General features: G+C 49.0%; 36 protein-coding genes and 1 pseudogene. 3 read left to right on the forward strand and 34 right to left on the reverse strand.

Features of this window, described 5'->3' with window-relative positions:
* Positions 1 to 227 precede the first annotated feature (227 nt).
* Complete coding sequence (locus tag CPT76_RS02865; protein WP_105441889.1) at positions 228 to 833, reverse strand: stage II sporulation protein M; 606 nt, start codon at positions 831 to 833, stop codon at positions 228 to 230.
* A gap of 183 nt (positions 834 to 1,016) precedes the next feature.
* Between CPT76_RS02865 and pdaB the strand changes: the two genes are divergently transcribed.
* On the forward strand, positions 1,017 to 1,757 hold the full coding sequence (pdaB, locus tag CPT76_RS02870; protein WP_105441890.1) for a polysaccharide deacetylase family sporulation protein PdaB: 741 nt from the start codon (positions 1,017 to 1,019) through the stop codon (positions 1,755 to 1,757).
* Between the two features lie 30 nt (positions 1,758 to 1,787).
* On the opposite strand, the gene CPT76_RS02875 is transcribed toward pdaB, so the two are convergent.
* Positions 1,788 to 2,378: a KinB-signaling pathway activation protein gene (locus CPT76_RS02875; RefSeq protein ID WP_105441891.1), complete on the reverse strand. Its 591-nt coding sequence runs from the start codon at positions 2,376 to 2,378 to the stop codon at positions 1,788 to 1,790.
* Between the two features lie 127 nt (positions 2,379 to 2,505).
* On the opposite strand from CPT76_RS02875, the gene gerD reads away from it, so the two are divergent.
* Positions 2,506 to 3,225 carry a spore germination lipoprotein GerD gene (gerD, locus tag CPT76_RS02880; RefSeq protein ID WP_105441892.1) on the forward strand — a complete coding sequence of 240 codons (720 nt, stop codon included), beginning with the start codon at positions 2,506 to 2,508 and terminating at the stop codon, positions 3,223 to 3,225.
* Positions 3,226 to 3,284: 59 nt separating this feature from the next.
* Here gerD and CPT76_RS02885 read toward each other — a convergent pair whose 3' ends face one another.
* The 4 genes from CPT76_RS02885 to CPT76_RS02900 all read right to left on the reverse strand — a co-directional run bounded on the left by CPT76_RS02885 (position 3,285) and on the right by CPT76_RS02900 (position 7,193).
* On the reverse strand, positions 3,285 to 4,388 hold the full coding sequence (locus CPT76_RS02885) for an Mrp/NBP35 family ATP-binding protein (protein ID WP_105441893.1): 1,104 nt from the start codon (positions 4,386 to 4,388) through the stop codon (positions 3,285 to 3,287).
* Positions 4,389 to 4,460: 72 nt separating this feature from the next.
* A complete protein-coding gene (gene cwlD, locus CPT76_RS02890; RefSeq protein ID WP_076176766.1) occupies positions 4,461 to 5,228 on the reverse strand; it encodes an N-acetylmuramoyl-L-alanine amidase CwlD in 768 nt (255 codons plus the stop codon).
* Between the two features lie 69 nt (positions 5,229 to 5,297).
* Positions 5,298 to 6,467: a sulfate adenylyltransferase gene (gene sat, locus CPT76_RS02895; protein WP_105441894.1), complete on the reverse strand. Its 1,170-nt coding sequence runs from the start codon at positions 6,465 to 6,467 to the stop codon at positions 5,298 to 5,300.
* A 33-nt stretch (positions 6,468 to 6,500) separates the two neighbouring features.
* Positions 6,501 to 7,193, reverse strand: a complete 693-nt coding sequence (locus CPT76_RS02900) for a phosphoadenylyl-sulfate reductase (RefSeq protein WP_076176764.1) — start codon at positions 7,191 to 7,193, stop codon at positions 6,501 to 6,503.
* Positions 7,194 to 7,528: 335 nt separating this feature from the next.
* Here CPT76_RS02900 and CPT76_RS02905 point away from each other — a divergent pair, with 335 nt between their 5' ends.
* On the forward strand, positions 7,529 to 7,762 hold the full coding sequence (locus CPT76_RS02905) for a hypothetical protein (RefSeq protein ID WP_105441895.1): 234 nt from the start codon (positions 7,529 to 7,531) through the stop codon (positions 7,760 to 7,762).
* Positions 7,763 to 7,870: 108 nt separating this feature from the next.
* Here the strand turns inward: CPT76_RS02905 and rpsI are convergent, their stop codons facing one another.
* The 28 genes and pseudogenes from rpsI to rplV form a co-directional block, all read right to left on the reverse strand.
* Positions 7,871 to 8,263, reverse strand: a complete 393-nt coding sequence (gene rpsI / locus CPT76_RS02910; protein WP_076176762.1) for a 30S ribosomal protein S9 — start codon at positions 8,261 to 8,263, stop codon at positions 7,871 to 7,873.
* A 19-nt stretch (positions 8,264 to 8,282) separates the two neighbouring features.
* Positions 8,283 to 8,720 carry a 50S ribosomal protein L13 gene (gene rplM / locus CPT76_RS02915; RefSeq protein WP_105441896.1) on the reverse strand — a complete coding sequence of 146 codons (438 nt, stop codon included), beginning with the start codon at positions 8,718 to 8,720 and terminating at the stop codon, positions 8,283 to 8,285.
* Positions 8,721 to 8,855: 135 nt separating this feature from the next.
* Entirely contained in the window at positions 8,856 to 9,680 is an 825-nt protein-coding gene (gene truA, locus CPT76_RS02920) for a tRNA pseudouridine(38-40) synthase TruA (protein ID WP_105441897.1), read from the reverse strand.
* 258 nt (positions 9,681 to 9,938) lie between these two features.
* On the reverse strand, positions 9,939 to 10,304 hold the full coding sequence (gene rplQ, locus CPT76_RS02925; protein WP_076176759.1) for a 50S ribosomal protein L17: 366 nt from the start codon (positions 10,302 to 10,304) through the stop codon (positions 9,939 to 9,941).
* Between the two features lie 33 nt (positions 10,305 to 10,337).
* The gene (locus CPT76_RS02930; protein ID WP_076176758.1) at positions 10,338 to 11,282 is read right to left on the reverse strand and encodes a DNA-directed RNA polymerase subunit alpha; all 945 of its coding nucleotides are present in this window, start codon (positions 11,280 to 11,282) and stop codon (positions 10,338 to 10,340) included.
* A gap of 135 nt (positions 11,283 to 11,417) precedes the next feature.
* Positions 11,418 to 11,813, reverse strand: a complete 396-nt coding sequence (gene rpsK, locus CPT76_RS02935) for a 30S ribosomal protein S11 (protein ID WP_009589209.1) — start codon at positions 11,811 to 11,813, stop codon at positions 11,418 to 11,420.
* A gap of 19 nt (positions 11,814 to 11,832) precedes the next feature.
* On the reverse strand, positions 11,833 to 12,201 hold the full coding sequence (gene rpsM, locus CPT76_RS02940) for a 30S ribosomal protein S13 (RefSeq protein WP_076176757.1): 369 nt from the start codon (positions 12,199 to 12,201) through the stop codon (positions 11,833 to 11,835).
* A 21-nt stretch (positions 12,202 to 12,222) separates the two neighbouring features.
* Positions 12,223 to 12,336, reverse strand: coding sequence for a 50S ribosomal protein L36 (rpmJ, locus tag CPT76_RS02945; protein WP_026688601.1), 114 nt, complete (start codon positions 12,334 to 12,336; stop codon positions 12,223 to 12,225).
* A gap of 155 nt (positions 12,337 to 12,491) precedes the next feature.
* Positions 12,492 to 12,707, reverse strand: coding sequence for a translation initiation factor IF-1 (gene infA / locus CPT76_RS02950; protein WP_017692098.1), 216 nt, complete (start codon positions 12,705 to 12,707; stop codon positions 12,492 to 12,494).
* A 2-nt stretch (positions 12,708 to 12,709) separates the two neighbouring features.
* Positions 12,710 to 13,018 (reverse strand): KOW domain-containing RNA-binding protein, encoded by a 309-nt coding sequence (locus CPT76_RS02955; protein ID WP_076176756.1) that lies wholly within the window; start codon positions 13,016 to 13,018, stop codon positions 12,710 to 12,712.
* A 10-nt stretch (positions 13,019 to 13,028) separates the two neighbouring features.
* A complete protein-coding gene (map, locus tag CPT76_RS02960; RefSeq protein WP_094600163.1) occupies positions 13,029 to 13,781 on the reverse strand; it encodes a type I methionyl aminopeptidase in 753 nt (250 codons plus the stop codon).
* Between the two features lie 5 nt (positions 13,782 to 13,786).
* On the reverse strand, positions 13,787 to 14,431 hold the full coding sequence (locus CPT76_RS02965; RefSeq protein ID WP_076176754.1) for an adenylate kinase: 645 nt from the start codon (positions 14,429 to 14,431) through the stop codon (positions 13,787 to 13,789).
* 86 nt (positions 14,432 to 14,517) lie between these two features.
* Positions 14,518 to 15,853, reverse strand: a pseudogene (secY, locus tag CPT76_RS02970) (preprotein translocase subunit SecY).
* Entirely contained in the window at positions 15,853 to 16,293 is a 441-nt protein-coding gene (gene rplO / locus CPT76_RS02975) for a 50S ribosomal protein L15 (protein WP_076176752.1), read from the reverse strand. The pseudogene secY and the gene rplO overlap by 1 nt, the downstream one beginning before the upstream one ends.
* Before the next feature lie 47 nt (positions 16,294 to 16,340).
* Complete coding sequence (rpmD, locus tag CPT76_RS02980) at positions 16,341 to 16,526, reverse strand: 50S ribosomal protein L30 (RefSeq protein WP_076176751.1); 186 nt, start codon at positions 16,524 to 16,526, stop codon at positions 16,341 to 16,343.
* Positions 16,527 to 16,538: 12 nt separating this feature from the next.
* The gene (gene rpsE / locus CPT76_RS02985; protein WP_076176750.1) at positions 16,539 to 17,036 is read right to left on the reverse strand and encodes a 30S ribosomal protein S5; all 498 of its coding nucleotides are present in this window, start codon (positions 17,034 to 17,036) and stop codon (positions 16,539 to 16,541) included.
* 26 nt (positions 17,037 to 17,062) lie between these two features.
* A complete protein-coding gene (rplR, locus tag CPT76_RS02990; RefSeq protein WP_105441898.1) occupies positions 17,063 to 17,431 on the reverse strand; it encodes a 50S ribosomal protein L18 in 369 nt (122 codons plus the stop codon).
* 84 nt (positions 17,432 to 17,515) lie between these two features.
* A complete protein-coding gene (rplF, locus tag CPT76_RS02995) occupies positions 17,516 to 18,058 on the reverse strand; it encodes a 50S ribosomal protein L6 (RefSeq protein WP_076176748.1) in 543 nt (180 codons plus the stop codon).
* Between the two features lie 30 nt (positions 18,059 to 18,088).
* Positions 18,089 to 18,487, reverse strand: a complete 399-nt coding sequence (rpsH, locus tag CPT76_RS03000; protein WP_076176747.1) for a 30S ribosomal protein S8 — start codon at positions 18,485 to 18,487, stop codon at positions 18,089 to 18,091.
* Between the two features lie 33 nt (positions 18,488 to 18,520).
* Positions 18,521 to 18,706 (reverse strand): type Z 30S ribosomal protein S14, encoded by a 186-nt coding sequence (locus CPT76_RS03005; protein ID WP_013312154.1) that lies wholly within the window; start codon positions 18,704 to 18,706, stop codon positions 18,521 to 18,523.
* 46 nt (positions 18,707 to 18,752) lie between these two features.
* The gene (gene rplE, locus CPT76_RS03010; protein ID WP_076176746.1) at positions 18,753 to 19,295 is read right to left on the reverse strand and encodes a 50S ribosomal protein L5; all 543 of its coding nucleotides are present in this window, start codon (positions 19,293 to 19,295) and stop codon (positions 18,753 to 18,755) included.
* A 31-nt stretch (positions 19,296 to 19,326) separates the two neighbouring features.
* Positions 19,327 to 19,671: a 50S ribosomal protein L24 gene (gene rplX, locus CPT76_RS03015; RefSeq protein WP_105441899.1), complete on the reverse strand. Its 345-nt coding sequence runs from the start codon at positions 19,669 to 19,671 to the stop codon at positions 19,327 to 19,329.
* 13 nt (positions 19,672 to 19,684) lie between these two features.
* Positions 19,685 to 20,053, reverse strand: a complete 369-nt coding sequence (rplN, locus tag CPT76_RS03020) for a 50S ribosomal protein L14 (RefSeq protein WP_076176744.1) — start codon at positions 20,051 to 20,053, stop codon at positions 19,685 to 19,687.
* Positions 20,054 to 20,089: 36 nt separating this feature from the next.
* On the reverse strand, positions 20,090 to 20,389 hold the full coding sequence (gene rpsQ, locus CPT76_RS03025; RefSeq protein WP_258168035.1) for a 30S ribosomal protein S17: 300 nt from the start codon (positions 20,387 to 20,389) through the stop codon (positions 20,090 to 20,092).
* Positions 20,390 to 20,414: 25 nt separating this feature from the next.
* Positions 20,415 to 20,612, reverse strand: coding sequence for a 50S ribosomal protein L29 (gene rpmC, locus CPT76_RS03030; protein ID WP_076176743.1), 198 nt, complete (start codon positions 20,610 to 20,612; stop codon positions 20,415 to 20,417).
* Positions 20,602 to 21,036: a 50S ribosomal protein L16 gene (rplP, locus tag CPT76_RS03035; protein WP_076176742.1), complete on the reverse strand. Its 435-nt coding sequence runs from the start codon at positions 21,034 to 21,036 to the stop codon at positions 20,602 to 20,604. The genes rpmC and rplP overlap by 11 nt, the downstream gene beginning before the upstream one ends.
* A 2-nt stretch (positions 21,037 to 21,038) precedes the next feature.
* Positions 21,039 to 21,704: a 30S ribosomal protein S3 gene (gene rpsC, locus CPT76_RS03040; protein WP_105441900.1), complete on the reverse strand. Its 666-nt coding sequence runs from the start codon at positions 21,702 to 21,704 to the stop codon at positions 21,039 to 21,041.
* A gap of 13 nt (positions 21,705 to 21,717) precedes the next feature.
* Positions 21,718 to 22,028, reverse strand: a 311-nt coding sequence (rplV, locus tag CPT76_RS03045; protein ID WP_258168031.1) for a 50S ribosomal protein L22, incomplete at its 5' end; no start/stop codon positions are given.

The raw sequence follows: 22,028 nt of genomic DNA on the forward strand, positions 1-22,028 counted from the left end.
GATCCAATCGCTGATCGCTTAAGTCGAACAGCATCTCGTCCAGCTCCTTCCGCAGCACATAATCTAATTCCTTACATTCCTTCTCGTTAAATAGCATACCCAACATATTAGAACTGGCCCCCCTGTAGATTTATACCTGAACGTCCATAATCGGAACGGAAATGGTTTTATCGTCTTACTGTTATGCTCAACTTTTGGGAAATTTATGAATCGCAATTTACAAAATACTAATTCTGCATCAAGGCATAGGTAACGGTACTTTCAATAATTGCGGCAGCAAACAGCAGGATGACGACCCAAAAGGCGGCTGTAACCGATTTTCGCAGCACTCCCTCACCTTCCCTGCCCCATGCTCTCCTTCTCGGATAAATTCCGCTGATGACCCAGCTTCCCATTTTAATGCCGTAGGCGCAAGCGATGATAATCGCCGGTATTTCAATAATTCCGTGCGGCAGGAGCCCCCTGATGACTAGATCGGCAATACTCTCTCCTTGGGCGCTTAAACTGTGTACCAAATAACCTATAACCATTCCGTTAACCAGCAGAAACATCACGGGCAGTATTCCCACCAGAAGACCCAAGTAAATGATCAGAACGCCTTTAATACTGTTATTGAGAAAAATAAATCCGAAGAAGCTCCACTGCGGATGCTTAGAGTTCTGCAGATTACCGCTGACCTCCCTCAACCCGCTTAGCTGCTGGTTCACCAGTTCGGCCAAAGCCCCGGTACTGATCCACCCGGCCGCCACTCCAGCAGCAAAAAGCAATACGGCAAACAACAATGTTTTTTTGATCGACATCAAGTCTCTTATAAATGTACTCAAACGAAGCAAACGATTACCTCCTCATAGTAATAAGTCCCAAGTACGAGCATACATTGAAGTAAACAAGCTTTACATGAGCATTTTTCCTGAGATTCGTTAAAGGGGATCATTACAGCCTATTAATAAAAACCCTTTGCTATAACGGACGACAGTGCAAAATGCTGATGTACGGAAAGGGGAGCTTAAGAGCATATGAATTTTGCCATCGGTATCATCTATGTCGAGAGCGACAACATCACGGTATTCTCTGAGGGGGCTCCAGCAGCCATTTACAGCGTCCCTACCGAGAAGAAAGTGATCGCCCTGACGTTTGATATCAGCTGGGGGGAAAAGCGGGCAGAGCCCATTCTGAAGGTTCTGAAGGACAAGAATGTGCAGAAGGCTACTTTCTTTATATCCTCCCCTTGGGGAAAAAGCCATCCGGATATCGTAAATGACATCAAAAACAGCGGGTTTGAAATCGGTAGCCACGGCCACAAGCACGTGAATTACAGCACGCTGAGCGACGAAGAAATTCGCAAGCAGCTGATCACCGCCAATTCTATATTAACCGATTTGACCGGCAAGGAACCCAATCTCCTCCGCCTCCCCAACGGGGATTTTGACAAGCGGGTATTGAAGATCGCAGACAGCCTAAATTATAAGGTCATCCAGTGGGATACCGATTCCCAGGACTGGAAAAACATCGGTGCGCAAAATATCGTTAACCGCGTAGTGTCGAAGGCCCACCCCGGAGATATCGTGCTTCTCCATGCGAGCGACTCAGTCAAGCAGACCCATGAAGCGCTCCCGGTCATTATTGATGAGCTCCGCAAGCAGGGATACGAATTCGTAACCGTGTCCGATCTGCTCAGCCAAGCGGATACCAAGGGAAAAGAGATTCACGACCAAGCGGCGATGCAGCAAGCCATTGATGACGCAGCCGGCATGTAATGATAAGCAGAGAAAAAAGAGCTAAGGATCTTAGCTCTTTTTTGCGTTCAACACTTTATGAAGGATTAAAATTTGGTAAGCATTGCAGACGATCAGCGGAACCAGAATAAAGACTGTGGCGTTGTTGACGCCGATTTTCAGTCCTCCCACCAGCTCCACGATCGTGATCGCCGTCATGAAGAAGATTGTCGGTATCCAAGCCGTCGGATTGGTCGCTTTCGCCTTAAAATAAGCTACAACAATGGCTACGACAAGGATCGATATGCCGACAACCAAGTCGGAAAGCTGGCTGTTCTCCTTCCCGACGAAGGAGCGGAAAAACATGACTTCAAGCAGCGCCAAAACCGCGAGGACAAGCTGTATGTACTGCCATACTTTCTTAGGGAACACCCCGATGGCTGTGTAATTCAAAATCATATAAGCGAAGAAGCCAAGCTGGGAATAGACGCTGACCATCAGGCCGTACCCGAATAAAATGACCAGATAAAACAAGTAATCCGCTGGCCCCTTAAATTTAATTATACCGCTTCCAAACTGCAGCAGCACCCCGGCCACAATCGCCCCTATGGAGCCGGCAAGCAGCGTTTTCCAAAATAATGTCATCCATCTTTTTAAGTTCAAATATTCTGCACCCCCAAGACTTTATTTTACCAACGTTCACAATAAAAAACCATCCATGCCTCGACATATTTCGAATTTTCGGATGCCATACTACAAACAGGATCTGAAGCAAAGGAGGACAACACAGATGAAGTGGCCGGTTATCGGTTTATGTGCGCTTTTTCTCGGTATTTCCGCGGCTCTGACAGGCTGTGGTTCGGAACAGAGCTATGCCCCGCCCCAGAGCGATTATAAAGAGATGAAAACGATGGTTGTCGATATCCTGAAGAGCGATGAAGGCAAGAAAGCCGTCGAGGATGCCCTGAAAGGCGGCGGCAGCGGTTCGGGCAGCAGCGGCTCCGGTTCTGGTTCGGGGCTCGGTATGCAGATGATGTCCCTTCAAGCCGGAGAGCAAATCCGGACGGCCGTTAAAGACACCATTACCGCTCCGGAGTACAAGAAAGAGTTTGAAAAGATCATGACGGATCCCCAGTTTGCCGGGGACTTCGCCAAAGCCATCAGCTCGCAGAACAAGCAGCTGCATATGCAGTTGATCAAAGATCCTACTTATCAGCAATCCGTCGCCGATATTATGAAGTCACCCGAAGTCATGAAAATGTTCCTGGATATTACCAAGACTCCTGAATACCGCAAGCAGTCAATGACCGTCATGCAGGAAGCCATGCAGAACCCGTTGTTCAAAATAGAAGTCATGAACATGCTGAAGGATGTCGTGACCCAAGAACTCCAGCCTAAAGTCGAGAAATCGCAAAAGAAAGGCGGGAGTAAAGGTCAAGAAGGCGGGGACCAAGGCAGCAGTGAAGGCGGCAGCAAGGAAAACGGCGATGGCGGCGGTGGAGGAAGTTAACGGCATAAAAAAAAGCCCCGATTGGGGCTTTTTTTGCTGTGATGAAGCAAATGAATGGTTTATTGCTCGCACTTGGCAACAATCGATGCGGCCAATTGACTGTAGATCTGACCCGTCGGCGTGTCCGCCTTATATACAGACGGTGAGAAGTCCGGTTCGGAGACATGGTTATCCGGCGCTCCAAGCGGCAGCTGCGCCAGCAATTCCGTATGAAGCGTTTCCGCCAATTGTCCGCCTCCGCCCCGTCCGAATACGTAATCCCGCTTGCCGCAGTCTGAGCACTCGTAATAAGCCATATTTTCGACGACGCCCAAAATGTCATGATTGGTCTGAAGCGCCATGGCTCCGGCACGAGCGGCTACGAAAGCAGCAGTAGCGTGCGGTGTCGTGACGATGATCTCCTTGCTCTGCGGCAGCATCTGATGAACGTCAAGGGCCACATCGCCCGTTCCCGGCGGCAAGTCAAGCAGCATATAATCGAGCTGTCCCCAACCGACGTCGCCGAAAAATTGGTGCAGCATTTTGCCGAGCATCGGACCGCGCCAAATGACGGGGTTGTTCTCACGGATAAAGAAGCCCATCGACATCACCTTCACGCCAAAGCGCTCCACAGGGATGATGGTGTTGTCCTCTACCACCGGCCCCTCTTCAATCCCCATCATATCCGGCACGCTGAAGCCGTAAATGTCGGCGTCAATAAGCCCTACGCGCTTGCCCATACGGGCCAAGGCTGCAGCCAGGTTGACGGTCACCGTCGATTTGCCGACGCCGCCCTTACCGCTTGCTACCGCGATAAAATGGACGTTCGGATCCTGCAGCAGCTGGTTGTGCTCCAGCCCGGCGGCATGTCCTTTGACGAGCTTATCCTCGTCCTCCTGGCGCATGCGCGCCGACTCGCCTAATATTTTCTCGCGTTCCAGCTCGTTAGCCTCCCGCATCCGGATGTGAATCTCCGCACCCTCTGCGCCCCCAAGCCGTCCCCGGATGTCACTCTCAAGCGCCTTGGCGTAATCCTCACGCTTGTCTAAGGTGATGACCGATAGTGAAATCCGGCTTTCCTTCACAACGATATCTCTTATCATTTGCAGCTCAATCAGGCTCTTCCCTGTGACAGGCTCGACGATTGGCTGTAATAGCTGTTGCACTTGCTCACGTGATAACATGCTGGCAGCACCTCTGCTTTATAGTATTCATCTTAAGTTCCATCTAAAGCCTCAGGTGCTATTATACCATTCTCAAGGATTTTCTGACGACACTTTCGCCTTCTCGCCGGACAAATACCGGAGAACCCCCTTGTAGACCGATGCGGCGACCTTGCGCTGGTAGCTCTCATCCCTGAGCAGCTCCGACTCCTGCGGATGGGACAGGAATCCTACCTCCACCAGAGCCGAAGGCATTTTCAGCGCTTGAAGCAGATATACCGTATTCACCGTTTTGGCCACCCTGTCCGTATTTTCGAGGTTCCGCTTAATCTCATCCTGAATTAATGCAGCCAGTCCTGCGTTGTCCGGATGATTCGGATAATAAAACGTCTGGGCGCCACGGTATCGGTTCGACGGAAAGCTGTTCATGTGAATGCTCAAAAACAGATCCGCATGCTTGTCCTCAATGAACTTGGCCCGCTGCTTCAAATCCTCTGTCTTCCGTTTGGAGTACCCTCTCGTATCGCCGGCCAGGTCGTAGTCACCTTCTCGGGTCATCACGACGATCGCACCCGCCTGCTGCAAATAGTCGCGCAGATATAGGGCGATCGCCAGGTTAATGTCTTTTTCGATTACGCCCTGCTTGCTGACGGCACCTCCGTCCGGCCCGCCGTGACCGGCATCCAGTGCGATTACTTTCCCCGACAGGGGCAGGCCCAGGGAACCCGTCGTCTTTGCGGCAGGTATTTGGTATGTGGCCACCGCAATAAAAACAATCAGCAGGCAGAGGCCGATCAGCGCTTTTTTGACCGTGCTTACCCGGATCCACAGCACCTGTTTCTTTCGTCCCTGCTTGGACATAAAAAATCCACCTCCGTTCCCCATATCGACTCTACACATCTATATGGGGCGAGGTGGACAAATAGTACTTTATGAAGATACTTGTGCGGACATCCCTTCGATCAAAATCTTAGCGACCTCAGGACGGGTAAATTCCGGTGGCGGGCAGACGCCGTCCCGCAGAAGGCCGCGTACCTTCGTACCGGACAAGGTCAAATGATCTTCCTTCGGATGCGGGCAGGTTTTGCTGGATGCCATATTGCCGCACTTTTTGCAGAAGAAGCTGTGTTCGAAAAACAGCGGAGTAATGCCGAGTTCTTCTGCCGTGAAATTCGAGAAAATTTCCTGGGCTTCATAGGTGCCGTAGTAGTCGCCTACGCCGGCATGGTCGCGGCCGACAATAAAATGGGTGCAGCCGTAATTTTTGCGGACCATCGCATGGAAAATGGCTTCTCTCGGGCCGGCATAACGCATAGCAGCCGGGAACACGCCAAGGAACGTACGATCGGCCGGGTAGTAGTTTTCGAGCAGGACCAGATAACTTTTCATCCGGACGTTGGCCGGAACGTCATCCGACTTGGTCTCGCCAACGAGCGGGTTCAGGAACAGCGCATCGACAATCTCAAGCGCACTCTTCTGGATGTACTCATGAGCCCGGTGAACCGGGTTACGGGTCTGGAAGCCGACAACCTTCTTCCATCCCTTCTCTGCAAAAATACGACGCGTCTCCGCCGGATCAAAATAAAACTCGCCAAACTTGGCCGGTTTCGGACGGTTCAGCACTTGAATGCTTCCGCCCACATAGTTCGACGGGCGCTCAAACAGCTTCTTAACGCCAGGATGCTCGGAATCGCTTGCCTTGAATACCTTGGTGGCTTCAGCGGTCTGATCGACGCTGTAAATGCTCTCGACATCAAGGACGGCATACACCACCCCGTCTTCGGCTCCTACGAGAGCTGCCTTGTCGCCTACGGCGAGTTCCGCAGCCTTCTCATCGTCCACAGCCAGCGTAATCGGAATGCTCCATACCGTGCCGTCCGCCAGCCTCATGCGGTCGACGACCGACTGGTAATCCTGCTCATTCATAAAACCCGTCAGCGGGGAAAAAGCGCCTACGCCAATCAGATCGATATCCGAAATCGTCCAAGTATTCACAGGAATCTGTTTAAAACCGGCCGCAGCTTGCAGCAGCTCTTCTCTGGCCTGGCCTTCAGCAATACGGTTAATCAAGGTACCTCCGTGAGGCTGAATCGCTGTCATCTTTTCGCTCCCCTTCTTCTGGTCCGTTATTTATTACTTATGAAGTCCGCATTCAATTTTGTCACTGTTTGCCCAGCGTCCTGCACGAGGATCTTCTCCAGGGGCAACTGCACGCGTGCAGTGCATGCATCCGATACTCGGGAAGTTCATGTCGTGAAGCGGGTTGTAGAATACCTGGTTTTCACGAATGTAGTGCCATACGTCGTCGGAAGTCCAGTCAGCCAGCGGGTTGAACTTAACAAGTCCGAATTTGTTGTCGTATTCCACCTTCTTGGCGTTAGCCCGGGTAGGCGCCTGATCGCGGCGAATGCCGGTAATCCAAGCGTCGTACTGGGACAAGATCCGGGTCAAAGGCTCTACCTTACGGATGTTGCAGCATGCGTTAGGATCGGATTTCCACAGTTCTTCGCCATGGGCAGCCGCCTGCTCTTCGGGTGTCAGCTTCGGCGATACTCTTACGAACTCAATGCCATATTTGGCGGCCAGGCGGTCCCGGGTTTCGTACGTTTCTTTAAAGTGGAAATCGGTATCGAGGTAAAAGATGTCGGTCGATGGGCTTACCTTTTGCAAAATATCAACGAGCACGACGTCTTCAGCACCAAAGCTGCAGGCAAACGTAATGTTCGGGAATGTCTCCACCGCAAGTCGGATCAATTCTTCAGCCGTAGCATGTTCCATTTCTTCGGCTTGTTTCTGGATCCATTGTTCTTTTTCGAGCAAATTCATACCAGATGCCTCCATTCTGAATAAAAGTATCGTTTGTAATTCACAATAATCCCTACTGAAATAATATGATTAATCACAAGTATAAAGTAAAACTGCTGGTTGTCAATTCCTTTTCGCCGTATTTTTTATCATTTTGGAATAAAGATTTTGAATAAGGGGCTCATATGCCAATTTCTTCGCATTCCCCTATGCATAAACGTACTTTTGGGGATGACATACTAATCCGGTAAAGGGATTTGGGGCTGACAAGCTGTATACGCCGCTGTGTACAGAGGGCATCGGGCCACAGCAACATTGGGCTATATACACTAGATTATTGGGAAGGAGTGTTCTTGGTGATCGTATCTTCGCATCAACTGAAAAATGTGAGCGGGCCGCTGTTTTGCGAGACCTGCAGCCAGCTATCCGATCAGTTCAATGTATGGTGGACGGACGGTAAAAATGATGATGGCCTGGACTACTGCAACATTCATGTGGAATGCGCCACCTGTCACAATGAGGTATTTCACAAGTCGGCCGTGGGGGATATTCATAATTTGGACGACGCGATAAACGTGCTGAGCCAATAAAACGGCTGAGAGTACTAAGGGCGGAGCGAGATGTCCCTTACGTTAAAGACAACAAAAAATCGCCCTAGACCAGTAATGGCCAGGGCGATTTGTACATAAAAGTAAATATTAACGTTTCGAGAACTGTGGCGCGCGACGAGCGGCTTTGAGACCGTATTTTTTACGTTCTTTCATCCGTGGGTCACGAGTCAGGAAGCCTGCTTTTTTCAGAGCTGGACGGTATTCCGGATCTGCTTTCAGCAGAGCGCGGGAGATCCCGTGGCGAATGGCTCCGGCTTGGCCGGAAATGCCGCCGCCGTTGGCAATAACGAGCACGTCGTATTGTCCCAGCGTTTCAGTCAAAGTCAGTGGTTGTTTTACGATCAGTTTGAGGGTTTCCAAACCGAAGTATTCGTTGATATCACGTTTATTAATGACAATGCGTCCTTCACCCGGTACAAGGCGAACACGAGCTACCGAATGTTTACGACGACCTGTCCCATAGTATTGTACTTGTGCCATGAAACTGTCCTCCTTTTAATTAGCCGCGAAGTTCGTAAACTTCTGGGTTTTGTGCTGCATGCGGATGTTCAGTACCTGCGTATACTTTCAGTCTCAGCTTCATTTTCTCGCCCATGCGAGTTTTAGGAAGCATACCGTGAACAGCGGATTCCAATACACGTTCTGGCTTGCTGTTCAGCAGATCCTGAGCGTTTGTCACTTTCAAACCACCTGGATGCAGGGAGTGACGGTAGTATTTCTTGTTCTGAAGCTTCTTGCCTGTCAGGTGTATCTTCTCAGCGTTGATGATGACAACGAAGTCACCTGTGTCAACATGAGTGGTGAATTGTGGCTTGTGTTTGCCGCGGATCAGAGCCGCTACTTCGCTCGCCAGACGTCCGAGCGTTTTGCCTTCGGCATCAATGATGTGCCATTTGCGCTCTACTTCATTTGGCTTGGCCATATAGGTCGTACGCATGAATAGTTCCTCCTTGGTTTCGTCCGAAAATCATTTATCTTCGTTCAATTGTCATTGTTAAAAAGTTAATTTTCATGTTAGGAATGTGAATCTCTTAACTGGGGCTGTGGGAAAGCCATTAAGAAAACACAACTTTTATTCTACAGTATCGCCAGGCAAATCGCAAGCTGATTTTAAATTATTTTCATTAGCCGCTTCATACTCGACGTTCCATAAAATCAGTCCCTTGGCGACGGCTGTAGGCCCCGCTTTGGACCGGTCCTTGGCTTCCAGGATCGCCGGCATATCTCCGGGCTTCTTGCGGCCTTTCCCGATCTCCAGCAGCGTCCCCACGATAATGCGGACCATATGCTGAAGAAAGCCGCTTCCTGTGACGTAGATATGGATTAGCCCCTGATCCCGAGTCCCTGGACGGCACATGGAATCATCTACCACGAGCTCGGCCTCATACAACGTCCGGATATGGGAAGGTTTCGTAGAATGGCGCGAAGCAAAGGAAGTAAAGTCATGAGTCCCGATCAGATGCTTCAATCCTTCCGCCATTGCCGCAATGTCCAGCTTGACGGGATGATGGAATTGGGTTCGTCTCTGGAACAGATCCGGAAACTGGTTGGCATTGATGGTATACCGGTACGTCTTCCGTTTGGCCGACCTTCTGGAGTGGAACTCCAGCGGAACTTCCGCCGCCTCCCAGACGATAATGTCTTGGGGGAGCCGCGAGTTGAGGGCGATGCACCAACGCTCGACGGGAATATCGGAAGAGGTGATGAAGTTAAACACCTGGCCGCGAGCATGCACACCGGCGTCTGTACGCCCGGAAGCGTGAATCTTGACCTCTTCCCCTGTCAGCAGCTTGATCGCCTTCTCCAGGGCATCCTGGACCGTGCTGCCGTCCGGCTGGGTCTGGAACCCGCAGTAATCTGTACCGTCATAACTGACCTTCATGCATAGGTTGCGCATTTCTTAAACCTCCTGAATCCGATACCGCATGGTTTCCCGATAAACGGGAATCCTATCCATTCGGGCATTTTTACACAAAAACGGCCCCACCGCATATCACGGCGGAGCCGTTCCTGTATTCTGGCTCGGATGAACCGGCTGCTTCTTTTCAGAAAAAGAAGCTCCCTTCAGGAGCTCCTTAGACACGTCCCTAGAAGTGAAAAAAAGGGTTTGATCAGAATCATGGATTCCTTCCACCCTTTCCTCATCCTCATCAGTTTACGCGCGGTCAACCAGTTCCAAATAAACCATAGGCGCGGAATCACCGCGACGAGGTCCGAGCTTCAGGATACGTGTGTATCCGCCTGGACGCTCAGCGTAACGTGTAGCCAGCTCGCTGAACAGTTTTTGGATTGCGTCTTGCTCCCCATCTACCGTTTCACGACGAACGAATGCTGCCACTTGGCGACGGGCATGAAGATCACCCTTCTTTGCTTTCGTGATCAGCTTTTCAGCGATCGTGCGAACTTCTTTCGCTTTCGCTTCTGTCGTTTGGATACGCTCGTATAAGAACAGGTCGGTTACCAGGTCACGGAACAAAGCTTTACGTGCGCTGGAATCGCGGCCCAACTTTTGGTATGCCATGTTTTCCCCTCCTTCGCTAACAATCCTAAGATGCTATTCTTCTGTACGGAGTCCCAAACCGAGCTCTTCGAGCTTCTCTTGAACTTCCTCCAAAGATTTGCGGCCCAGGTTGCGGACTTTCATCATATCTTCTTCGGTTTTCGTGGTCAGCTCTTGTACCGTATTGATACCGGCACGTTTGAGACAGTTGTAAGAACGTACGGAGAGATCCAGCTCTTCGATTGTCATCTCAAGCACTTTTTCTTTTTTGTCTTCTTCTTTTTCGACCATGATCTCCGCATCTTTTGCTTCGTCCGTGAGACCCACGAACAGCATCAAATGCTCGGTCAAAATTTTGGCGCCGAGGCTAACCGCCTCTTCTGGTCTGATGCTGCCATCAGTCCATACTTCAAGCGTCAATTTGTCGTAGTTGGTCACTTGACCAACCCGCGTATTCTCCACGCCGTAATTCACGCGGCTAATCGGGGTATAGATAGAATCGACCGGGATGACGCCAATGGGTTGATCATCACGTTTATTCTTATCTGCTTGGACATAGCCACGACCGCGGTTAGCAAAAATACGCATATGGAGTCTCGATCCAGGACCCAGTGTAGCAATATGCAGGTCCGGATTAAGAATTTCCACATCGCTGTCCGCCCGGATGTCTCCTGCCGTCACGACTCCTTCGCCCTCAGCATCGATTTCGAACACTTTCTCTTCGTCCGAATGAATTTTCAGGGAAAGAGCCTTCAGGTTCAGAATAATTTCCGTTACGTCTTCCATGACGCCCGGAACCGTTGAGAATTCATGAAGCACACCGTCAATCTGAACAGATGTAACGGCCGCGCCAGGCAGCGAGGAGAGCAGAATCCGGCGAAGTGAATTCCCCAGAGTCGTTCCATATCCTCGTTCCAGCGGCTCTACCACAAATTTTCCATAGGCTCCGTCTTCACTGACGTCTACGGTCTCAATTTTCGGCTTTTCGATTTCAATCACGCAAGTACCCCTCCTTCAAACGTCGCTCCTATATGAAACTGTCACCTTGTTCAAGTGTATCCATGTAGTATGCCTAAACAACCATTATTAGCAGATTGTGCCGGTTTTATACCACATTCCCAGGTTGACTATCAATTAGACACGACGACGTTTTGGCGGGCGGCAACCGTTGTGAGGAATTGGAGTTACGTCTTTGATCAGGTTGACTTCCAGACCAGCAGCTTGCAAAGAACGGATCGCTGCTTCACGGCCTGCACCTGGACCTTTAACCATAACCTCAACTGCCTTCATACCATGTTCCATTGCAGCTTTGGCAGCTGTTTCAGCAGCCATTTGCGCAGCAAACGGAGTGGATTTACGGGAACCTTTGAATCCGAGGCCGCCGGAGCTTGCCCAAGAAATTGCGTTACCGTGAGGATCCGTGATCGTTACGATCGTATTGTTGAACGTGGAACGGATATGAGCCACGCCAGATTCAATATTTTTACGGTCACGACGTTTAGTACGTACGACTTTTTTCGGTTTAGCCATTGTCTTTTATCCCCCCTTATTATTTCTTCTTGTTCGCTACAGTACGACGAGGGCCTTTCCGTGTACGAGCATTGGTTTTAGTACGTTGTCCACGAACCGGCAGACCGCGGCGATGACGCACACCACGATAGCATCCGATTTCAACGAGACGCTTAATATTTAAGGAAATTTCACGACGCAGGTCACCTTCAACCTTAACCCCTTTGTCGATCGTTTCACGCAATTTGCTGACTTCATCTTCCGTCAAATCACGAACACGAGTGTCCGGATTGATGCCTGTTTCGCTCAGAATTTTCTGGGAAGTCGTTTTACCGATTCCGAAAATATAAGTCAAGGCGATCTCAACGCGTTTGTCACGTGGCAAATCCACACCAGCTATACGAGCCATTTTACGCTACACCCCCTTCTCTTAACCTTGTTTTTGTTTGTGCTTCGGATTTTCACAGATAACCATTACAGTACCTTTGCGACGAATGACTTTGCATTTTTCGCACATGGGCTTTACAGAAGGTCTTACCTTCATGTTCATTACCTCCCTAAAGTTTTGCCAAGCAAAACTCTCTTCGTAGGATGACTCGGAGTCAACCGGACCAGGTCCGGATAAAATGTTCACTACGTTAATTGCTGCAAACGGGATGTTTAACATCCTGAACGTTTCCCCTAAAGGAAACGGAATTGCTATTTACGATAAGTTATACGACCTTTGGTTAGATCATAAGGCGATAACTGAACGACCACTTTGTCGCCTGTCAGAATACGGATAAAGTGCATCCGCAGCTTACCGGAAACATGGGCAAGAATCTGATGACCGTTCTCCAGTTCGACCTTGAACGTTGCATTCGGCAATGGTTCAAGAACCGTGCCTTCCACTTCAATAACATCTTCTTTGGCCACAGTCAGTCTCCTTTCTCTTCAGCTTGGGATTCGGTGGACTTCATAAACTTCATCACTGCATAACGCAGCTTTCCGTTTGTGACCCGACCGCTTTCTTTTAAACTGTCAACAACCTCACTGCTGATAAACTTTTGGGGTTCCAGATGCAATAGATTCTTCTTCTTGCACTGGTCAAACTTTCGTTTGTCCCCGTCAGCTATATACACAAATCTGCTGTCAGCTATGGATACGACCACGGCGAGCTGTCCGGCATCCTTGCCTTTCAGGATCTTCACAATTTGACCGATTTGTGGGCTGCTTTGATTGCTCAAGAACGATCACCTACACATCCAGTTTTGTGAAAATCTCCATGCCGTCCGGCGTCACAGCCACCGTATGCTCAAAATGGGCACACAGGGAGCCGTCAACCGTAACGACCGTCCAGTTGTCTTCCAGCGTCTTAACATACCTTGATCCGGCATTGACCATCGGTTCGATCGCCAACACCATGCCGGGTTTAAGCCGAGGCCCTCGGTCCGGCGTGCCAAAGTTCGGAATTTGTGGTTCTTCATGCAGTTCTGCCCCAACACCGTGCCCGACATACTCCCGGACAACCGAGAAGCCGGCATCTTCAATCACGCGTTGAATGGCATGCGAGATCGTAAACAGGCGCACATCAGGTTTGACAAGCTCTAAGCCTGCATATAAAGACCTTTCGGTGACGTCCAGCAGACGCTGGGCTTCCTCCGAAATGCTCCCTACAGGATAGGTCCAAGCGGAGTCTCCATGGTAACCACGGTACTGCGCACCGATGTCTAGCGTAATAATGTCGCCTTCGTTTAATTTGCGTTTGCCGGGAAATCCGTGCACCAATTGATCATTGACTGAAGCGCAAATGCTGGCAGGAAAACCATTGTAGCCTTTAAAAGACGGCAGCGCATGTTGACTGCGAATGTAGTGGTCTGCAATCCGATCAAGTTCTCCGGTAGTGATCCCCGGCTCGATGTGTTTGGCCATGAGGCGATGCGTTTCCGCAACGATCCGTCCGGCCTCCCTCATAAAGCCAAGTTCCGTTTCGGACTTACAAATGATCATTACAATTAACCTCGCAGTACCGATACGATTTCATCGGATACCGTACCGATTTCCTGATCCCCATCGATCTGACGCAAAAGACCTTTGTTCTCATAAAACGTAAGGAGCGGTGCTGTTTTGTTGATATATTCGTCCAGGCGGGTACCTACGCTCTCTTCGTTATCATCCGAGCGCTGATACAGTTCGCCTCCGCATTTATCACATACACCTTCCTGTTTTGGCGGGTTGAAAATCACATGATAAGTCGCACCGCAGTTCTTGCAGATCCGGCGTCCCGTAAGGCGCGCCATCAGCTTGTCGCGGTCCACTTTCAGGTTGATGACATGATCAAGCTTCGTGTTCAGTCTGCTAAGAATTTCATCCAGCGCTTCCGCTTGCGAAAGGGTTCTTGGAAAGCCGTCCAATAAAAAACCTTTTTCGCAATCGGACTGCTGCAGACGTTCTTCAACAATGCCGATCGTTACATCATCCGGTACCAGGAGTCCTTGGTCCATGTATTCTTTGGCTTTCTTCCCGATGGGAGTTCCCTGTTTAATCGCCAAACGAAATGCATCGCCTGTCGAAATATGGGGAATGCCGAATTCATTGACAATGACTTCCGCCTGTGTTCCCTTACCTGCCCCAGGAGGTCCCATGAATAGTATGTTCACGTTTCTCTCTCCCTCCAAACACTACCGTTACAAGAAACAACGCAATAAGCACCGGGAAGTTCAATGGACTTCACCGGGACCTATTACTATTTATTGATAAAGCCTTTGTAATGGCGCTTAATCAATTGACTTTCGATGGTCTTCATTGTATCCAATGCCACACCGATGACGATGAGCAGTGAAGTTCCCCCGATTTTCACCGAGTTCGGCAGACCGGCAAGCGTACCGAAACCAATCGGAAGCAGAGAAATAACGGCCAGGAAGATGGCGCCGGTCATCGTTAACCGGGCATTACGCGGGTCAGGTACTTCTCAGTCGCTTTACCAGGACTTACGCGGGTCAGGTACTTCTCAGTCGCTTTACCAGGCGAATGCCAGGAATGTAGCCACCGTTTTTCTTCATGTTATCAGCCATTTGGTTTGGATTCATCTGCACGAATGTGTAGAAGAAAGTGAAACCAATGATCATCAGAACATACAGCACCATACCAAGAGGGTAATCATATCGCAAGTTTGTTTGGATCCATTGGGCCCAAGCATAAGTGTTAAAGAATCCTGCGATAATGGTAGGGAACTGCAGCAGGGATACGGCGAAGATGACTGGAATAACGCCCGCAGCATTGATCTTGAGCGGAATGTGCGTATTCTGTCCGCCGTACATTTTGTTGCCTACCACACGTTTTGCATACTGCACAGGAATTTTACGAATCGCTTGCTGGATGTAAATGACACCCGCAATAATCGCCACGATCACAATAAGTATGATGATCGTCTTGAGTGTATTCATAAATACCTGACCATCTTGAATAAAGTTGGAACTCGCTGTACTCCGGATATACATCGGGATGTTAGCGACAATCCCTGCAAAAATCAGAATGGAAATACCATTACCGATTCCTTTTTCAGTAATTTGTTCACCAAGCCACATCAGGAATGCAGTACCTGCGGTCAATACGATCGCAACGAGCAGGTAATCCACGAAGGTGGCGTTAGGAATCATTTGCGTACCGTACAACCGGTTAAAACCGATGGCCATCGCAAACGACTGAATCAGGCCCAATACTATCGTACCATAGCGTGTCAATTGCGCTGACTTCTTCTTCCCGTGCTCGCCTTGTTTAGCCCATTCGGCAAGTTTCGGGACGACATCCATCGACAACAACTGCACGATGATGGACGAGGTAATATACGGCACGATCCCGAGGGCAAAGATGGAGAACTGATGAAGCGCTCCTCCCGAGAACGTGTTTAAGAGACCAAACAACTCGCTACCCTGCTGATTCGTTTGCTCCAGGACCGTTTTATCAACGCCTGGAACAGGAACGAATGAACCGATACGGTAAATGATCAGTACAAACAAGGTGAACAAGATTCTCTTGCGTAGGTCCTCAACCCGCCATATATTCTTCAGGGTCTTAAACATTAGATCACCTCGGTTTTACCGCCGGCAGCCTCGATTTTCTCTACCGCAGATTGAGAGAACTTGTTTGCTTTTACAGTCAATTTTACGGTTACTTCGCCATTACCAAGAATTTTGATGCCGCTCTTCGTGTTTTTCACGACGCCGCTTTCCACCAAAAACTCAGGAGTTACTTCAGTACCCTCTGCAAAGCTGTTCAGTTCCTCGATGTTCACGATCGCATACTCTTTCCGCGTAGGATTTACAAATCCACGTTTCGGCAGACGACGATACAATGGGTTTTGCCCACCTTCGAAGCCAGGACGCACACCGCCGCCAGAACGAGCGTTTTGACCTTTGTGACCACGGCCAGATGTTTTACCAGTACCGCTACTTGTTCCACGGCCAACACGTTTGCGTTCTTTGCGGGATCCAGCAGCTGAGGAAAGTTCGTGTAACTTCATCGTTCGTTGCACCTCCTTAATATTTCTAGGTTAATCTTGTTGCAAGATTAACCTTCAATTTCAGTAACAGATACCAAGTGGCTCACTTTGTTGATCATTCCGCGAATTGCAGGATTGTCGTTATGAACCACCGTCGAATTTAATTTACGCAAGCCGAGAGTTTTTACAGTCGTGCGCTGAGTTTCAGGACGGCCGATCAAACTGCGGACGAGGGTAATTTGAAGTTTAGCCATGACATTCCCTCCTTAACCGAGCAGCTCTTCGACAGATTTGCCACGCAATTTGGCTACATCTTCAGCACGCTTCAGACGGGACAAGCCCTCCAAAGTCGCGTTGACCATGTTCATGGAGTTCGAAGAACCCAAAGATTTTGTCAAGATGTCACCTACACCTGCCAGCTCCAGTACGGCACGCACAGGACCGCCGGCGATAACTCCAGTACCTTCAGACGCTGGTTTCAAAAGAACGCGTCCAGCACCAAAGTGGCCAGTGACCAGGTGAGGAATTGATGTTCCAACGAGAGGAACGTGAATCAGATTTTTCTTAGCATCTTCGATGCCTTTGCGGATGGCGTCAGGAACTTCGCCTGCTTTACCGATACCAGCACCAACCCAGCCTTTGCCGTCACCGACAACTACCAGCGCGCTGAAGCTGAAACGGCGTCCGCCTTTTACTACTTTAGCAACGCGGTTAATATTAACCACTCTTTCAGTCAGTTCCAAAGTGTTAGGATCTACACGCAAGTCGTTTACCTCCTTTTTAGAAATTCTTAGAATTCCAAGCCTGCTTCGCGAGCTGCATCAGCCAGAGCTTGAATCCGTCCATGGTACAGGTATCCTCCGCGGTCGAATACGATCGAAGTATGACCTTTTTCTTTCGCACGCTTAGCAACGAGTTCGCCGACTTGACGAGCAGCCTCAACGCTGCCGCCGTTTTTCACGGAACCGCTAATTTCTTTATCAACAGTAGATGCAGAAACGATGGTTACGCCAGCTACGTCGTCGATCAGTTGAGCGTAGATATGTTTAGAAGAACGGAATACGTTCAAACGTGGGCGTTCAGCAGTACCTTGGATCTTCTTGCGTACACGCAGATGACGTTTGAGACGAGCCTTGTTCTTATCCTCTTTTGTAATCATGTCTTCCCTTTCACTCCTTTCAGTTTTGCCATGACAGCTTCACTTTAAGACGCACGGGGTAAAGAAGGCTTAAGAAATAATCGCTTATTTCTTCTTACCTGCTTTACCTTCCTTACGGATAATGCGCTCACCTTCATACTTAATCCCTTTACCTTTGTAAGGCTCAGGCTCGCGAACGGAACGGATTTTAGCGGCGTATGCACCTACGCGCTCTTTGTCGATACCGCGAACGATGATTTTCGTATTTGCAGGCACTTCGAACTCGATACCTGGTTCTGGAGTGATTTCAACCGGATGAGAGTAACCAACGTTCAGGACGATCTTATCTCCAGACTTGCTTGCACGATATCCGACCCCAACCAATTCCAGAGATTTCGAAAAGCCTTCTGTTACTCCGCTCACCATATTGTTGACAACGCTGCGGGTCGTGCCGTGAAGCGAACGATGCGCTTTGTTGTCGGATGGGCGCTCAACGACGATTTCGTTGTTTTCTACCGTTACCTTCATGTCTTTATGAAGTTCACGAGTCAAAGATCCTTTCGGTCCTTTAACCGTAATAACGGAATTGTTCAGTGTGATATCCACACCGCTTGGTACTGCGATTGGTTTGCGACCAATACGGGACATGTGTTGCACCTCCTTGTTCTGTGACGTGTATTACCAAACGTAGCAGACAACTTCTCCGCCAGCTTTGGATTGACGAGCTTCTTTGTCGGTCATAACTCCCTTGGATGTGGAGATAATCGCAATACCCAAACCGCCGAGGACACGAGGAATTTCGTTGCTCTTCGTGTACACGCGCAGACCTGGTTTACTGATTCTCTTCAAACCGGAGATGACGCGTTCATTGTTGGCACCGTATTTCAGGAAAACACGGATAATCCCTTGTTTGTTGTCATCGATATATTCTGCATCACGGATGAAACCTTCACGCTTCAAAATGTCAGCGATTTGTTTTTTCATCGTCGAAGCAGGCATTTCAACCGTTTCGTGACGCACAGTGTTGGCGTTACGAATACGAGTCAGCATATCTGCAATTGGATCAGACATAGTCATTTTGTGTGAACCTCCTTCCCGATTGTAAACTTCTTACCAGCTTGCTTTTTTCACGCCAGGGATCTGGCCTTTATAAGCTAATTCACGGAAACAAATTCTGCAAATTTTGAACTTTTGCAGTACCGAATGTGGACGACCGCAACGTTCGCAGCGTGTATAAGCACGCACTTTAAACTTAGGCGTACGTTGTTGTTTTACTTTCATCGAAGTTTTTGCCACTTAGCCTGACACCTCCTAAAAATTTTCGGAGAAATGGATTTGCGAATTACTTCGCAAAAGGCATTCCCAATTGAGCGAGCAGCTCGCGGGACTCTTCGTCAGTTTTAGCCGTCGTTACGATAACGATATCCATACCACGGACTTTATCAACTTTATCATACTCGATCTCAGGGAAGATCAGCTGTTCCTTGAGGCCAAGCGTGTAGTTGCCGCGTCCATCAAATGCTTTGGTAGACACGCCGTGGAAGTCACGGACACGTGGAAGGGTAACGTTGAACAATTTGTCCAGGAAGTAGTACATACGCTCTCCGCGCAGTGTTACCTTCACACCGATCGGCATATTCTCACGCAGTTTGAATCCGGCGATGGATTTTTTAGCACGAGTAATTACCGGCTTTTGACCAGCAATCAGCTGCATATCATTAACTGCGGCATCCAGTACTTTCGAGTTGGATACGGCATCACCCACACCCATGTTGATGACAACCTTCTCGATTTTAGGTACCTGCATTACCGTAGAATAACTGAACTTCTGCATCAAAGCAGGAGTAACTTCATTCAAAAAACGTTCTTTCATTCTTGCTGCCATGAATTATGAACCTCCTTTCTTAACGATTCGATTAGTCGATAACCTCTCCGGACTTCTTCGCAACACGGACCTTTTTACCGTTATCCAGCGTTTTGTAACCGATACGGGTTACTTTGCCGCTCTTCGGATCGATATGCATCACGTTGGATACATGGATCGGTGCTTCCTGCTCGATGATTCCGCCTTGAGGGTTGGATTGGTTCGGCTTTTGGTGTTTCTTCACCATGTTCACGCCTTCGACAAGCACACGGTTTTCACGAGGATACGCTGCGATGACACGGCCTTTTTTGCCTTTGTCTTTACCGCTGATGACCATAACCGTATCTTCTTTCTTCACGTGCAGTTTGTTGCTGTGCGATTCCAGAACCTTTTTCACTTTCGGTCAGCTATTAGATTACTTCCGGTGCCAAGGAAACGATTTTCATGAAATCTTTGTCGCGAAGTTCGCGAGCCACTGGTCCGAAAATACGAGTTCCGCGCGGGCTTTTGTCTTCTTTAACAACAACCGCTGCGTTTTCGTCAAAAGAGATGTAAGATCCGTCTTTGCGGCGTACAGAACGCTTCGTACGAACCACAACAGCTTTAACAACATCACCTTTTTTGACAACGCCGCCTGGTGTTGCTTGTTTGACGGAGCAAACGATCAAATCACCGATGGCTGCTGTACGACGTCCCGTACCACCCAGCACGCGGATACACATCAGTTCCTTCGCACCAGAGTTGTCAGCTACTTGAAGACGTGTAAATGGTTGAATCATTGAAATTTCCTCCTTTCGGAAAAACTAACTCTATCTTTAGATGATAACCGCTTTTTCAACGACTTCTACCAGTCTCCAACGTTTGTCTTTAGAGAGTGGACGAGTTTCCATGATTTTAACGGTATCTCCGATTTGTGCTGTGTTGTTCTCATCATGCGCTTTAAATTTCTTCGTGTATTTAATGCGCTTGTGGTAGAGATCATGCTTTTTGTAAGTTTCAACGGCTACTACAATGGTTTTATCCATTTTGTCACTGACAACTTTACCGATTTGCACTTTACGAGCATTGCGTTCTTCGCATTGCGTTCTTCGCTCATAGTTAGCCTCCTTCCTGATTACAGACGAGCACGGCTGTGATCTATTAACTAATCCCAAGTTCTCTTTCACGGATGACGGTTTTAGCACGAGCTATTTCCTTGCGTACATCACGGATCCGAGTTGGGTTATCAAGCTGTCCGGTAGCCAATTGAAAACGGAGGTTAAAGAGTTCCTCTTTAAAGCCCGCAATCTTTTGCTCGATTTCTGCAGTGGTCAAGTTACGCAGATCATTAGCTTTCATTTGCTTCACCACCCAATTCTTCACGTTTCACAAACTTCGTTTTGATCGGCAGCTTGTGAGCGGCGAGACGCATCGCTTCGCGAGCGATTTCCTCAGACACGCCTCCAAGTTCAAACATAATCTTGCCTGGTTTGACAACTGCGACCCATTTCTCAACGTTACCTTTACCGCTACCCATACGAACCTCAAGAGGTTTTTGAGTAATCGGCTTGTCAGGGAAAATCTTAATCCATACTTTACCGCCACGTTTGATGTAACGCGTCATCGCAATACGCGCAGCTTCGATCTGACGGTTCGTGATCCAAGTTGGCTCCAGTGCTTGCAAACCGAATTCACCGAAGTTCAGTTCAGTTCCGCCTTTTGCCATACCCTTCATGTGACCGCGTTGTTGCTTGCGGTGTTTTACACGTTTTGGTACCAACATGATTAGTTGCCTCCTTCCTGAGCAGCTTGTTTCTTAGCCGTAGGAAGAACCTCTCCACGATAGATCCATACTTTTACGCCGAGACGGCCATAAGTTGTATGCGCCTCAGCCGTACCGTAGTCGATGTCAGCACGAAGCGTATGAAGTGGAACAGTTCCTTCACTGTAGCCTTCCGAACGAGCGATCTCGGCGCCGCCAAGACGTCCGCCCACTTGAGTTTTGATTCCTTTAGCGCCTGAACGCATCGTTCTTTGGATCGCTTGTTTCAGAGCACGACGGAAAGAAACACGGCGTTCCAATTGCTGAGCAATGCTTTCTGCAACCAGGACAGCGTCCAGGTCAGCATGTTTAATTTCAGAGATGTTGATGTGAACTTTTTTACCGCCTGCAATTTTCGTAACTTGGCTGCGAAGTACTTCAACTTCGGAACCACCTTTACCGATAACCATGCCTGGTTTCGCAGTGTGGATAGTGACGTTCACACGATTTGCCGCTCTCTCGATCTCGATGCGAGAAACAGCAGAATCCTTCAATTTATTTTTCAGGTATTCACGGATTTTGACATCTTCCAGCAAAAGATTACCGAAATCTTTGCCAGCATACCATTTCGATTCCCAATCACGGATGATCCCGATACGGAGTCCGACTGGATTTACCTTTTGGCCCACACGTTATCCCTCCTTATTTTTCAGATACCACCAAAGTAATGTGGCTGGTGCGTTTATTGATCCGGCTCGCACGACCCATGGCGCGTGGACGGAATCTCTTCATTGTTGGGCCTTGGTTAACGAAAACCTGGCTCACAACCAAACTGTTAATATCCATCGAGTAGTTATGCTCAGCATTGGCGATCGCTGAGTTCAGCAGCTTCTCCACAACCAGGGAAGCCGATTTCGGAGTGTGGCGGAGAATGGCGATGGCCTCACCAACTTGCTTACCGCGGATCAAGTCAACAACGAGCTTGACTTTACGAGGAGCAATCCGAATAGATC

Source organism: Paenibacillus sp. AR247 (assembly GCF_002968895.1).
In the GTDB taxonomy this organism is placed as follows: Bacteria; Bacillota; Bacilli; order Paenibacillales; family Paenibacillaceae; genus Paenibacillus_AQ; species Paenibacillus_AQ favisporus.